Consider the following 13439-nt stretch of genomic DNA (forward strand, 5'->3'; position numbering starts at 1 on the left):
CCTGATGTCATTGACCAGGGAATAAAGGGTTTGCCGTTTAATCCTGTAGTGCTTGACCCACTACGAATGACTAAGCTTTCAGGCTTTTAAGTAAGTTTGAGTAAGTTTAGTTGAGCGGTAGTCTCCCATGGATAAAGCGAGAATGGGAGGAGGATCAAGATAAAACTAAGGGGAGTTTACCAGGATGTCAGGAGAAACCGTCACTTATTCCCTAGAAACTATTCTGACCAGGATCGAGGGAAAAATAGACAATCTACAAAGGGACGTTAATCAAAAATTTGACAAGATTGATGAGCGCTTTGACAGAATCGATGAAAGATTAAATAAAGTAGAGATAGGATTAGCTACTTTAACCGAGAAAGTCGTAGGTATGGATAAACGACTCGAAAAGGTGGAAAATGAACAAGTTAAATCGATAGGATTGGTCGCTTTAACCGAGAAAGTCGGAGGGATGGATAAACGACTCGAAAAGGTGGAAAGTGAACAGGCTACCATGATTAAAGCTATTTCCGACCTCCAGGGATTCCGAGGTCTCATTCTGCCGATCATTGTCGGTGCGCTCAGTGCTACTATTGGTGCGGTGATTACCGTAGCGGCAAAAATGTTGTTGATCGGCAATAGTCCCTGATCGAGATAAGATTAATTCTCGTGGTGATAGGGAGGACATTTGTGAATAAACTAAGCATTCTGGTTCTGCACGGGCCGAATTTAAACCTATTGGGGAAAAGAGAGCCGAATCTCTACGGTAACGTCAATTTAGAGACGATTAACCAGTTTTTAAGCGAAGAAGCTACCCGTTTAGGGGTGAATTTAACCGCACATCAGTCCAATCAGGAAGGGCAATTAGTGGACTGGATTCAGCAAGCATGGGGTCAGCAGGACGGTATTTTGATTAATGCGGGAGCTTATACTCACACCAGTATCGCCATCCGCGACGCACTATTAGGCACAAAAATGGCCTGTGTGGAAGTACACTTAAGCAATATTTACAAACGCGAGTCTTTTCGTCATCATTCCTACATTGCCGATATAGCCATCGGACAGATTAGCGGTTTTGGGGCCGAAAGTTATCGCCTAGGATTATGGGCATTAGTCGATTATTTGCAAAAGAATAGAGAAGGCTAATTAGGGCTTGCTCAATAAATCTAAAAACCTTGTTGGGTAAGACTTTTAGACTTTTTGGAAACCAAAAAGTACCGTATCCCGGAGTGATCGGGTGGAAAATTCAGGGACTTTTTCCCTGAAAATTAGGTAATTGACCCCCTCAAAATCTCTAAAACCCTACACCCTACACCCTACACCCTACACCCTACACCCACCGAAAAACTTTTTGCCGCAAACCCTAATTAGGCAAGGGATTCTCCCACTTCTAAGAGGGGACAAAAAGGAAAATAGGGGGAAACCGTCCAACGATAGAATTTTTTGCTGCTGGTGGACTGAAGATTAAAACGCAGGGAAACAAAGGGGAAAAAGGGAGATACGGAACAATTCCAACTGAAAGCCGGCTTAGAAGTGCTATTATCGCCCTGGAAAGACCAAGCAGGGTATTGAAAAACCTCTCGGACGAGGGATTTTCCTTCATCGCTAACTTGGGCGCAGCTGCGACTAATGCCCGAAACCAAACAGAGACTATTACTGACACAATTATCATTAGAAGCCACGATCAGGAGAGCTTCCCCGGTGGTGGTTAGTTCAAAAGCGATAAAATCTCCAGCTTGCCAACGACTAAGGACTTGTCCCTGGGCATTCTGGTAGATAGCGCTGCAGTTTTCGGGATCGAGAAGACGATTACTATCGGGATCTAAGTAACCGCAAACCTTTCCCATCAGACGAGTTCCATCCTGAAACCCATACACCCAATCAAAGGTATCGATGTGAGCGGCCCCTTGATTGCTTTTGTTGACCAATAGTAATCGATCGCTGACCACGGTTATTAATTCTCTATAAAACTAAGCTCCTTTTAATAACAAAGGTATCACTAAATACAAATTCCCCAAGGAAAAGATTTATTAATCTTAACTTGTCGGCCCCAGGGGAGAGTGAACTGGTCAACTTAAATCAAGGCCAAAACCTGCTATCTTATGGGGAGACAAAAATTATCTAGATCTTGTTTTAGCGAGTGGTAGTAAGGGCATGGCGTACAAGCGGGTATTATTAAAACTGAGTGGGGAGGCCCTAATGGGCAATCTCGGCTATGGGATCGACCCGATGGTGGTTTCCGCTATCGCTCAGGAAATCTCCGAAGTGGTTGACCAAGGCATCCAATTGGCGATCGTGGTCGGTGGGGGCAATATTTTTCGCGGGGTGAAAGCCGCCTCGGCCGGCATGGATCGGGCCACGGCCGATTATATTGGTATGATAGCAACAGTCATGAACGCTATGACCTTGCAGGATGCCCTAGAACGAGCGCAAGTACCGACTAGGGTATTAACGGCGATTGCCATGCAGGAATTAGCTGAACCCTACATCCGCCGGCGAGCAATCCGTCATCTGGAAAAAGGTCGGGTGGTGGTTTTCGGTGCGGGATCGGGTAATCCTTTCTTTACCACCGATACCACGGCGGCCCTGCGCGCTGCCGAAATCGATGCGGAAGTGGTGTTTAAAGCGACGAAAGTGGATGGAGTGTATGATTCCGATCCCTCCCATAACCCTAACGCGCGACGCTTTCAAAGTCTTACCTACGGTCATGTGCTGACTCATGATCTGCGGGTGATGGACGGGACTGCTATCGCTCTGTGCAAGGAAAATAATATCCCGATAGTCGTTTTCGATCTGTCGGTGACAGGTAATATTGTTCGCGCTGTCAAAGGTGAACCCGTTGGAACATTGGTAGGAGGATTCTGTGAAGTTAGCTGAAGTTCAAGACCAGATGCAGAAAACCGTCGAATCAACCCAGAGAGCTTTTAATACGATTCGTACCGGCCGGGCAAATGCTTCTCTTTTAGATCGGATCGTGGTGGAGTATTATGGCATGGAAACTCCCCTCAAGTCCCTAGCGACAATTAGCACTCCCGACGCGACCACGATCGCGATTCAACCCTTTGATCGTACCAGTATGGGGGCGATCGAAAAGGCGATTTCTCTCTCGGACGTGGGTTTAACCCCCAGTAATGACGGTCAGATCATTCGTTTGAATATCCCTCCCCTCACTAGCGATCGCCGCAAGGAATTGGTCAAATTAGCGGCGAAATTGGCCGAAGAAGGAAAGGTGGCTATCCGCAATATTCGCCGGGATGCGATCGATGCTATCCGTAAACGGGAAAAAGGTCACGAAATTTCTGAGGATGAATCCAGGGATTTACAGGATCAAGTGCAGAAATCCACCGATAAATTTATCGCCAAAATCGAGGATTTATTAACGACAAAAGAAAAAGATATCATGACCGTTTAAGTTTTTTTCTCCTCATGGATAGAACAGGCTTTTTGTCTGTTCTATTTAGCTTTTTATCCCTATTTAAAAGGTATAGGGGAGTGAGAAGGTTTGGGGGTGAAGTCTTTCCGTATCGCGGCATCTCAGGTTCTACCATTTTCTTTATTCGTAGCAGGCATCCTACTCCCCCTCTCCCACCCCCGCCTTGGGGGCAAGGGTAATTAACCATCTCTGCCATTACTTGAGAAAATTTCTTCTTTCTGCTAGTTGATTGATCATAATAGCCGTACATTTTAGAGCATGAGGAATCACTAAACAAGAATTTTTTCTGGTAATAATTGTTAAAATTGAGGCAGTTTTAAAGCATCATTATGACGGGTATTATACTAAATACGGTTATTAAAAACTGATTATTTATCCCCCCCTTTTGCCTGTCCTTATAAGTAGCCTATGCTCAACGGATTTAGTATTATTGGTTGCTATGCGCGGAGATAGGAGTCGTCAATCAGCCAAAAAACTTTGAGGCCAGTTTACCCGGTGTTTACCGACAATGTGCTGTTACTTACACAGACTTTTGGGAGTCCTATAAGACAGTAATTCCCAGTAAACGTCATCGACAGGTCGGTCAAGAAACTGGTCAAACTAATCCTATTGAAAGATTAAATAATACCTTTCGACAAAGGATTTCTCGGCTGGTGAGAGAGAGTCTATCTTTACTCTAACAAAATGAAGAATCACGTTGGGGAGGCCTTTGGTATTTTATCCATGACTACAATGCACAGCAAAGCAAAGGATTAAGCCTCCATCACTACTACCGAATCACCACCCTCTATCTTTCTATCTGTCTATCCACTAGGATAATGACCTTGCAATCAAAACTTCATGTCTGCGTCACAGTAAGTTCATATCCCCCACCTAAATTAGAGATAGTCAGTCCCAAGCCGTTTTCCGAAACACTCCTCTCACACCCACGATTATTAGGACTGACTTTTATTCCCTTCTCAGAATGGTTAAACAATAAAAACTATGACTCGCAATATTTTTAACGATAATATTTCCCCGATCAACGAAGGTACTCCCAAACGCTCCAAATCTTCTGCGATGAAAAAACTTTTTGCCTATTCCTCTTTACTGGTTTTGGGTGCCGGGTTAGGCATCGGTGCCACCTACGCCTACAGTCAAAATCCTCTAGAATTAGCCCAAAATATTGCCACCGCTACCAATAATCCTCGCCCCTCTACAGCAGCCGCAGCCGCTCCCTCAACCCTAGTTATGCCCACCAATTTTGTCGCTTCTGTGGTGCAAGAAGTGGGGCCGGCGGTGGTGAGAATTAATGCTTCTAGGGAAGTCAATGGAGGCGGTGATTTTTCGGAATTTGCTAACGATCCTGTTTTCCGTCGCTTCTTCGGTTCCCAAATACCCGATCGAGGAGAAAAACAAGTTCAAAGAGGTACAGGTTCGGGGTTTATTATCAGTAATGACGGTAAAATTATCACCAATGCTCACGTTGTCGAGGGAGCAGATAAGGTGACTGTCACCCTCAAAGATGGTCGCACTATCGATGGCAAAGTCTTAGGTAGTGATCCTTTAACTGATGTGGCAGTGGTACAGGTGGAAGCGAGCAATTTACCCAGGGTTAAATTAGGTAATTCTGATAGTTTACAGGTGGGAGAATGGGCGATCGCTATCGGTAATCCTTTGGGATTAGATAACACTGTCACCACGGGAATTATTAGTGCCAAGGAACGCAATAGCTCCCAAATTGGTGCTAGTGATAAACTGGTGGATTTCCTCCAAACCGATGCGGCAATTAACCCCGGAAATTCCGGCGGACCTTTGTTAAATGATCGGGGAGAAGTCATCGGAGTTAACACTGCTATCATTCAAAATGCCCAGGGTTTAGGTTTTGCTATTCCGATTAAGACTGCCCAAAGAATCGCCGAACAATTAATCGCTACGGGTAAGGTGGAACATCCCTATCTCGGTGTTCAAATGGTACAGTTAACCCCGGAGGTAAAAGAACAATTAGCCGATAGTCCTATGGCTGATAATTGGACTATCCCCGATGATTCTGGTGTCTTGTTAGTGCGGGTGATGAGAGATTCTCCTGCCGCAGCAGCGGGATTGCGATCGGGTGATGTGTTAAAGTCTGTAGGTGGTAAGAATGTCACCGATCCCGATGCGGTTCGGGAAATTGTTGCTAATACTCAAATCGGCGATAATTTGCCCGTAGAAATTAGCCGGGAAGGACAAAAAATTAATCTGAATATTCAAGTGGGTAGCTTGAATACTGCTAACAGATCCTAGTCTAGAAGATAATTTGTAGAGAGCTTGTTAGTAAGCTCTCTATATTATCGAAAGATAGTTAAATACTTGACCCTACGCTGACAATTTTACTGTTGCGAGATGGAAAATAAAAACCGCTCGTAAGCTCGATTAATTTTTTGCATAATTTTAATCGCTATGGCAGAGGAATTGTGATCGGGGTGATACTGACGAGCAAGCTGATAATATCTTTGCTTAACTTCTGAAAAACTGGCATTCTTAGAAACTTCTAAAACCTCCCACCAATCGTCGGAATCGGAGGGTAATATTTCTAATTCTCCTAAGATTTCCGACCATATTTTTACCTTACCTCCATAACTACCTGTAATTAAAAATTGACCGTCAGGACTAAATTTTAAGGGAGCAGTTCCCCGTAAAATTTTAATTAATTCTCCTGTTTGTCCTTGCCAAATTTTAATTTCTGTTCGGGAAGCACTAGCAATTAGATGGCGATGAGGATTAATAGCAATACTGATAATTGCCTGCTCGTGTGCCTGCCAACTTTTAATAATTTCTCCTGTCTTTATATCCCAGATTTTAATCGTTTTATCACTACCACCACTAATTAGATATTGACCATCATTACTAAAAGCTAAACTGTTAACGGATGCCCTGTCACCGATAAAAGTTTGATAAGCATAACTATGATCAAATCGCCATAATTTAATAGTTTTATCATCACTACCACTAGCAATAATTTGGCTATCGGGACTAATAGCACAGGTATTAACTGCGTCCTCATGACCGATTAAAGTTCGCTTTAATTCTCCTGTATGATAACCCCAGATTCGCAGAGTTTTGTCATTACTAGCACTAACAATAAATCTTTCATTGGCAGCAAAAGCTAATTGTAAAATGACACCATCGTGACTATGGGGAGCATTGACACGAGCGAAAAAACTACTTTTATACTGCTTAGTGTCTAATTGCCACTGACTAATTCTGCCATCCAATCCACCAGCAATGATCGATTTACTGTTAGGACTTATAGCCAGAGTTTGGATCGGTTCATTAACTCCCAGAAAGGAATAAATTAATTTACCCGTTTCTCGCTGCCAAAGTTTTATGGTTTGATCTTCTCCCGCACTAGCGATAATTTTACCATCAGGACTAACATCGATCGCCCCAATATTTGCCTGATGACCTTTAAGAGTTTGGAAACACTGCCAAGATAAACGCTCTGGCATAGTAATTTCTGTAGAATATAACTGTTGATTTTCCTGAATAGATACTTCTTCTAAAAGTCCCTGTAGTTCTGCCTCTAGATTTTTATATTTTCCCGTAACTTCTTGCCAAAATAAAGCTTCTTCGTACTCTCTAGTAATGCGATCAAAAAATTCTAGATTGCTATAAAAATTATTGTCGGAGTAGGTGGGAGATAACATTTTCATCACTCCGTAGATTCCTAACCCGACTAGGCCGCCAGCGATTGCCATAGAACCGACACCAACACCGAAAGCTGTACCTTTAACTGCGACTCCCACACCCCCAAAGGTAGAGTAGATAGCGATTCCGCCAAGGCTTCCTATTCCCAAAGCTAACCCGACATTGTGATCGTTTGTTTCTAGTCCTTGCAGACTGGCATAAATTGCCGAACTTGTCAGGATGCCAATCCCCGTCATTCCCACTAAACCGACGCTTATACCGCCAAATCCGCCGACTAAGCCAATATTTCCCAGACAAGCAGATAAATTGGCTCCTGTGACTCCACCGACGGCGGGAATAACAAAATCGAGCTTTTTAGCCATATTTTTGCGAAATAATCAAGTTAGTCATCGGGTTTCTCCTATAGAGTGTAGCCTAGTTTGGTATCGACGACTGACTCCCCAAAACGGTACTTTTCCCTCCTGCCCCCTGCCGACCGCCTCTTTCAAGTCAGTCCCGATGAAAAAATTTTCACCCCCACAGATGAAAGAGGTTTCTTTCCCCACACCCCACACCCCACACCCCACACCCTCTTTCCAGTCAGAGGCAATCAGGGCAAAATGATAACTATTTTATATATAAATAGCTTCAATGCTTAAAAATATTTAAATTTACAATCGGTAATATTTATTTTTACTTAAGAATTTATTGAGAATAATTTTTATTTATTTACGAGATTGCAATACTTCCAGCAATTCTGGTATAATTTTGCATTATGCTATGATGGCTTTTATTGTAATTTTTAGGGTTTTAATGGTCTAGGTTGTCTTAAAACCCTTGCTAAATCTAGACTTTTCCCTTGGGCAAAACCAAACACTTTCGCCAATTATCCCTTTTTTCCCGAACAACGTTGATCTAATTTTTGTGTAGTTTTATTGCAAAGTCAAATTTTTTTTGACAAAATGCCTAAATTGTGGTACGGAGATAGATTGTTGATAGGTGGCAATTCAAACCGAGGCAATCAATAATTAGGGGAGGGTTAGGGAATTTAACCGAAAATTGGGAAGATTCAGAAGAATTAGCCGAAGAACTGGATAATATCTGGGACGAGAGAACCTGATGGCTTATCTCTTTGATACCGATGCCATTTCAGAAAAATCAGCGATAAAAACCTTTTTTACCGATCTAGCCAGGCTCTAACGCCTGGGAAGGGAAAAATCCTCAATTGAGCCGAAATTAGCTTAATCAAAAAATATGCTATAATCAGAATGTAAGCACAAGGGGCCGTAACGGTTTCGACAGGTTAGCGAAAGCTCCCCCGTGATACAGGTCGAGAGTGAGTCTCCTCTCGTAAATCAAAGGCTCAAACAAAAAGTAAATGCGAACAACATCGTTCCTTTCGCTCGTAAAGCCGCTCCTGTAGCTGCCTAATAGTCTCTAATCGACTCGAGCATTCATAGTTTGACTCCGTTAAGGACTATGGATAAACCCCCAACGGATGCCACGTTTAACTTTCTCTAGTTAGTTAACCGTCTAAGCTTTAACTAGAGCATCCCACTGTCCGGGATAAGTGACAGTCCCCGTTTCGAGGGTAATCGAAACTAAACCTGTGAATGAACGGACAGTTAATACCTAATTTGGACAGCAGTTCGACTCTGCTCGGCTCCATTGATTACTTTAATGAAAGACCTTCTCTCCCGCATGGACGGGGTACAAACACCGATTATTCCCGTGGTCGGTCAATTAATTAAAGCGAACCCCGGCACTATTTCCCTAGGTCAAGGGGTTGTTTCCTATGATCCACCCCGGGAAGCGATCGAATCTCTATCTTTATTCTTAGCCAATCCCAAAAATCATCAATATCAATCTGTGGCGGGAATTCCCCCCTTATTAGCAGTAATTCAGCAAAAACTAGCCGAAGATAATCGGATAGAAGTCAGCGATAAACAGGCAATTTTTGTGACGGCGGGCAGTAATATGGCTTTTATGAATGCCATTTTAGCCATTACTTCCCCGGGGGATGAAATTATTCTCAACACTCCCTTTTATTTCAATCATGAAATGGCCATAAAAATGGCTAATTGTCAAGTAATTTTGGTTGCCACAGACAAAAATTATCAATTGCGTCCGGCCGCCATTGAAGAGGCAATCACGGAAAAAACTAAGGCAGTGGTGACGATTTCTCCTAATAATCCCACGGGAGTAGTTTATCCAGAAAATACCCTGAGAGAAGTCAATCGAATCTGTCAAAAAAAGGGCATCTATCACATTCACGATGAGGCTTATGAGTATTTTACCTATAACCATGCCCGCCACTTTTCCCCGGCGGCAATTGTTGGTAGTGAATCCAGGACTATTTCCTTATTTAGTCTCTCAAAAGCCTACGGTTTTGCCAGTTGGCGCATTGGTTATATGGTAGTACCAGAACATTTATCTGAGGCGATTAATAAGATTCAGGATACTATTTTAATCTGTCCGCCGGTGGTTTCGCAATATGCGGCCCTAGGGGCGTTACAGGTGGGTAAAAGCTATCCCTTAGAACAGTTAAAAACCATCAGTCAAGTTAGAGAAATTTGCCTGAATGCTCTAGAATCAATCGGCGATATCTGTGATGTTGCCACTGCGGAAGGGGCTTTTTATTTCTTCCTGAAAATTCCCACAGACAAGAATGACTTTCAGTTAGTTAAAAGTTTAATTGAGCGGCAGCGGGTGGCGGTGTTACCCGGTTCAACTTTTGGGATAACAGAGGGCTGTTATTTGCGTCTTGCCTACGGTGCTTTATCTCCAGAAACAGCTTTAGCGGCAGTAGAAAGATTGGTAAAAGGACTGCGTTATTTTAGTCAGTGATTTTCAAGAATAAATACTGGTTTTCTTTCTTGGTTTTTACTTTAAGCTCAGACTAAATCCGGTTATTAAAAACTGATTATTTATTCTCCCTTTTGCCTCTTGCCTGTTGCCTTTTGCCTCATCTCAACAAGCAATTTAAATTAAGAACAGCTTATCTTTTGGGCTATTCTTAGTTTAGCCGAACGAGAACGAGGATTTTTAGCTTGTTCTTCTCGACTGGGAATAATCGGCTTTTTCGTGATAATTTTCAAGGAATTATCTTCGCGAAAGCCATACTTGATCAGACGATCTTCTAGACTATGAAAACTGATCATAGCGATAATTCCCCCGGATTTTAGCCAGTGGGGGGCTTGATCTAACAATTGTTGCAGAGAATCTAATTCTTGATTAACAGCGATGCGTAGGGCTTGAAAAACCCGCGTTGCCGGATGAATACGTCCATAACGGTAACTAGCGGGGACAGAACTAGCGATGACAGCCGCTAATTCTGTAGTGGTAGTAAAAGGACGTTTTTGGACGATCGAGCGAGCAATAGGACGAGATAAACGTTCTTCTCCGTATTGATAAAAAAGATCTGCTAATTCTTTTTCGTGCCAATGGTTGATAATATCGGCTGCCGTTAGGGATTGACAGCGATCCATCCGCATATCTAAGGCTGCCGTGTGGCGAAAACTAAAGCCGCGCTCGCTCTGATCGAATTGGGGAGAACTGACTCCTAAATCGGCGATAATGCCATCAAAACTGCTATTTTGTCCATTATAATCGGCGAAGTTCCCCCACCAGAGGGTTAAACGGCTATCTAGATAGGGGGCGAGACTAATTTTAGCGGCTTCTAGGGCGCTTTGATCGCGATCGATGGCGGTTACTGTGGTTTCGGGATGGGCTTCTAAAAGCAAGCGGCTGTGTCCACCACCGCCTAGGGTAAGATCGAGATAATGCCCCCCGGGTTGAATATTTAAGCCGGCGATTAATTCTTGACTCAAAACGGAAATATGGGGAAAATCTTGATTCATCTGCTGATAACTTCCTGAAAATGGCGATTTAACCTAAAAATAACTGATAGGCCCGGTTTTGACTTTCATCCCAATAGCGATAGCCGAGAGTATCGAGAAAAGCTTGCCATTGATTCATTTCATCGGGGGGGACCTGTATGCCCACGACGATGCGCCCGTAATCGGCTCCGTTATTGCGATAATGGAAAACGCTGATATTCCAGTGGGGACTCATGGAGGCGACAAATTTCATTAAAGCCCCCGGTCGTTCGGGAAACTCGAAGCGGTAAAATAATTCATGATCGGCTAAATGCGATCGCCCTCCCACCATGTGGCGCAGATGCAATTTAGTCAATTCATCATCGCTAATATCGAGGGTTTTAAAGCCGCAAGCTTCAAAACTCTCGGCTAATTTCTTGGCATCGCTGCGATTTTCGATCTGGGCGCCGACAAAAATATGTGCTTCTTTTTCATCGGCAATGCGATAACTAAATTCGGTTAAATTGCGTTTGCCGACACATTCGCAAAAACGCCGTAAACTGCCCGGTTGTTCGGGAATAGTCACAGCATACAACGCCTCGCGCCGTTCCCCTAATTCTGCCCTTTCCGCCACAAACCGCAGACGATCAAAGTTCATATTCGCCCCACAAGCCACAGCAACGAGGGTTTTATCCTCAATTCCTTCTCTTTCTACATAAGCTTTCGCTCCTGCTACTGCTAACGCCCCCGCAGGTTCTAAAATCGAGCGTGTATCTTGAAAAACATCCTTAATCGCCGCACAGATATCATCCGTATCCACGAGGATAATCTCGTCCACATACTGCTGACAGAGACGAAAAGTCTCCTCTCCCACCTCGCGCACCGCCACCCCGTCGGCAAATAATCCCACTTGCGCTAAACGCAGCCGATAACCGGCTTTTAGGGATTGATTCATCGCGTCTGAGTCCACAGGTTCCACCCCGATAATTTTAATTTCTGGACGTAAACGCTTGACATAGGCTGCAATACCTGATATTAGCCCACCCCCACCAATAGCGACAAAAATCGCCTCGATCGGTTGCTGATATTGTCGTAAAATTTCCATACCGATCGTACCCTGGCCGGCGATTACCTCCGGGTCATCGAAGGGATGGATAAAAGTTAAGCCTTTTTCCTGTTCTAACTGCCGCGCGTAAGCATAGGCATCATCGTAGGTGTCACCGTGCAGGACGACAATCCCACCCCGGGCTTTTACCGCGTCGATTTTGACTTGCGGAGTGGTGACAGGCATAACGATAATCGCTTGGGTTCCCAATTGCTGCGCCCCCAAAGCGACTCCCTGGGCATGATTTCCCGCCGAGGCAGCAATTACACCTTTTTGTAACAAATCCCTTGACAAATGCGCCATTTTGTTGTATGCGCCGCGCAGTTTAAAAGAGAAAACCGACTGCATATCCTCGCGCTTGAGTAAAAGCTGATTGTGCAAGCGTTGGGAGAGATTGGGGGCAAGTTCCAAGGGGGTTTCTTGGGCGACATCGTAGACGCGTGCGGTGAGGACTTGAACCAGGTAATCGCAGTACATTATTCTTTTTTGGCGGTGGGGATTGGCGAGTCAGGCTAGGATCCAGAATAGATCATCGTCAGTCCGGTTAGCAATAAAGAGCTATCAGCTGTCAGCCGTCAGCTTTTTGCTCTGTGTTCCCTACTTCCCACTTCCCACTGATGTAACCTCTCAATAACTGCTGGAAGCTGTCGCGAACAAAAATCAAGGTCGTGTAGGGGTTGCTATGAGGGAGAAAATCTGGTTTAACACAGATAGGAGGATTGCCACAGAGAGCCAAAGGAAAATTGAGAAAGCCCTCCGCCAAGAAGTGGATAGCTGACAAAACCTCGTGAGGAGCCTGACTGAGCAACTCCAACAACAACAAGCCATCATTGACCAACTCTCTCAACAGCTAAAAAAGCAGCAAGAACGAACCACCCAACTGGAAGCCCAACTCAGAGAACAGAAAAAGCTCAAAGGCCGACCGAAGATAAGAGCCAGCCAACTCAACGAAAAAAACCCCGGCGTTGCTTAATCAAGGTATGAATGCTAATTTTGCATATATCAAAAAGTCAGTTTGAGCCTGAGTTTTAAAAAATGTAGATGCAATGATTCATACCCAAAGTCAGCAACGCCGAGCATCTTTCAATTTGACAACGCCTAAACCCACAGCTTCAATCAATGTGCATGGTGCGTTCCCAAAAATTGATCGGTGGAGCAGTAGGAGCCACATTAGGGAACGCACCCTACGGCTGCGGCGCTCGGTGTGCATGGGCGTTGTTATGCTTTTCCAAATTCGATTTTGAATAAGGCAATTTTATGAATGAAATACCAAATATATTTGGTTCTTCGGTTTGTGTTATGCAATGGAGGGGGGTTAGAAGGGATGAAACCCTTATATAGGGTTTGCTGAATAAATCTAAAAACCTTGTTGGATAAGGTTTTTAGACTTTTTTTCCCTCAAAAAGTGCCGACCATTGGAGTGATTGGGGGGAAAATTCAGGTACTTTTTCCCTGA

At 44.0% G+C, this 13439-nt stretch carries 11 protein-coding genes, 1 other RNA gene and 1 pseudogene; 9 read left to right on the forward strand and 4 right to left on the reverse strand.

Translation table 11 applies throughout. The features are described from left to right. Positions 1–184 precede the first annotated feature (184 nt). Both EWV68_RS07985 and aroQ read left to right on the forward strand, forming a co-directional pair. On the forward strand, positions 185–628 hold the full coding sequence (locus EWV68_RS07985; protein WP_287169424.1) for a hypothetical protein: 444 nt from the start codon (positions 185–187) through the stop codon (positions 626–628). A 41-nt stretch (positions 629–669) separates the two neighbouring features. Next, entirely contained in the window at positions 670–1125 is a 456-nt protein-coding gene (aroQ, locus tag EWV68_RS07990; protein ID WP_045359462.1) for a type II 3-dehydroquinate dehydratase, read from the forward strand. A 221-nt stretch (positions 1126–1346) separates the two neighbouring features. On the opposite strand, the gene EWV68_RS07995 is transcribed toward aroQ, so the two are convergent. Further along, entirely contained in the window at positions 1347–1928 is a 582-nt protein-coding gene (locus EWV68_RS07995) for an FHA domain-containing protein (RefSeq protein WP_287169426.1), read from the reverse strand. A gap of 205 nt (positions 1929–2133) precedes the next feature. Here EWV68_RS07995 and pyrH point away from each other — a divergent pair, with 205 nt between their 5' ends. From pyrH to EWV68_RS08015, 4 genes and pseudogenes are all read left to right on the forward strand, one after another. Beyond that, positions 2134–2856 carry a UMP kinase gene (gene pyrH / locus EWV68_RS08000; RefSeq protein WP_002762234.1) on the forward strand — a complete coding sequence of 241 codons (723 nt, stop codon included), beginning with the start codon at positions 2134–2136 and terminating at the stop codon, positions 2854–2856. Positions 2857–2869: 13 nt separating this feature from the next. After that, positions 2870–3391: a ribosome recycling factor gene (frr, locus tag EWV68_RS08005; RefSeq protein WP_199328774.1), complete on the forward strand. Its 522-nt coding sequence runs from the start codon at positions 2870–2872 to the stop codon at positions 3389–3391. A gap of 466 nt (positions 3392–3857) precedes the next feature. Further along, a pseudogene (locus EWV68_RS08010) lies at positions 3858–4149 on the forward strand (IS1 family transposase); the annotation flags it as partial. A 247-nt stretch (positions 4150–4396) separates the two neighbouring features. Further along, positions 4397–5677 carry an HhoA/HhoB/HtrA family serine endopeptidase gene (locus EWV68_RS08015; RefSeq protein ID WP_287169427.1) on the forward strand — a complete coding sequence of 427 codons (1281 nt, stop codon included), beginning with the start codon at positions 4397–4399 and terminating at the stop codon, positions 5675–5677. Between the two features lie 86 nt (positions 5678–5763). Here EWV68_RS08015 and EWV68_RS08020 read toward each other — a convergent pair whose 3' ends face one another. Then, a complete protein-coding gene (locus EWV68_RS08020) occupies positions 5764–7443 on the reverse strand; it encodes a WD40 domain-containing protein (protein ID WP_061433224.1) in 1680 nt (559 codons plus the stop codon). Between the two features lie 897 nt (positions 7444–8340). Here EWV68_RS08020 and ssrA point away from each other — a divergent pair. Continuing rightward, positions 8341–8731: a transfer-messenger RNA gene (gene ssrA, locus EWV68_RS08025) on the forward strand. A 9-nt stretch (positions 8732–8740) separates the two neighbouring features. Further along, positions 8741–9907 carry a pyridoxal phosphate-dependent aminotransferase gene (locus EWV68_RS08030; RefSeq protein WP_061433225.1) on the forward strand — a complete coding sequence of 389 codons (1167 nt, stop codon included), beginning with the start codon at positions 8741–8743 and terminating at the stop codon, positions 9905–9907. Positions 9908–10047: 140 nt separating this feature from the next. Here EWV68_RS08030 and rsmH read toward each other — a convergent pair whose 3' ends face one another. Both rsmH and ilvA read right to left on the reverse strand, forming a co-directional pair. After that, entirely contained in the window at positions 10048–10920 is an 873-nt protein-coding gene (rsmH, locus tag EWV68_RS08035) for a 16S rRNA (cytosine(1402)-N(4))-methyltransferase RsmH (RefSeq protein ID WP_061433493.1), read from the reverse strand. Positions 10921–10948: 28 nt separating this feature from the next. After that, positions 10949–12460, reverse strand: coding sequence for a threonine ammonia-lyase, biosynthetic (gene ilvA / locus EWV68_RS08040; RefSeq protein ID WP_061433492.1), 1512 nt, complete (start codon positions 12458–12460; stop codon positions 10949–10951). Between the two features lie 310 nt (positions 12461–12770). On the opposite strand from ilvA, the gene EWV68_RS08045 reads away from it, so the two are divergent. Then, positions 12771–12956, forward strand: coding sequence for a hypothetical protein (locus EWV68_RS08045; RefSeq protein ID WP_287169428.1), 186 nt, complete (start codon positions 12771–12773; stop codon positions 12954–12956). Positions 12957–13439 lie beyond the last annotated feature (483 nt).

The sequence above is a fragment of the Microcystis sp. M_QC_C_20170808_M9Col genome, from assembly GCF_007095495.1.
GTDB classification, from domain to species: Bacteria; Cyanobacteriota; Cyanobacteriia; order Cyanobacteriales; family Microcystaceae; genus Microcystis; species Microcystis aeruginosa.

Excerpts from the sequence above, each read along its gene's own strand:
- EWV68_RS07985 (WP_287169424.1), top strand. The coding sequence starts at position 185 with ATGTCAGGAGAAACCGTCACTTATTCCCTAGAAACTATTCTGACCAGG.
- pyrH (WP_002762234.1), top strand. The coding sequence starts at position 2,134 with ATGGCGTACAAGCGGGTATTATTAAAACTGAGTGGGGAGGCCCTAATG.
- frr (WP_199328774.1), top strand. The coding sequence starts at position 2,870 with ATGCAGAAAACCGTCGAATCAACCCAGAGAGCTTTTAATACGATTCGT.
- EWV68_RS08015 (WP_287169427.1), top strand. The coding sequence starts at position 4,397 with ATGACTCGCAATATTTTTAACGATAATATTTCCCCGATCAACGAAGGT.
- EWV68_RS08020 (WP_061433224.1), bottom strand. The coding sequence starts at position 7,443 with ATGGCTAAAAAGCTCGATTTTGTTATTCCCGCCGTCGGTGGAGTCACA.
- EWV68_RS08030 (WP_061433225.1), top strand. The coding sequence starts at position 8,741 with ATGAAAGACCTTCTCTCCCGCATGGACGGGGTACAAACACCGATTATT.
- rsmH (WP_061433493.1), bottom strand. The coding sequence starts at position 10,920 with ATGAATCAAGATTTTCCCCATATTTCCGTTTTGAGTCAAGAATTAATC.
- ilvA (WP_061433492.1), bottom strand. The coding sequence starts at position 12,460 with ATGTACTGCGATTACCTGGTTCAAGTCCTCACCGCACGCGTCTACGAT.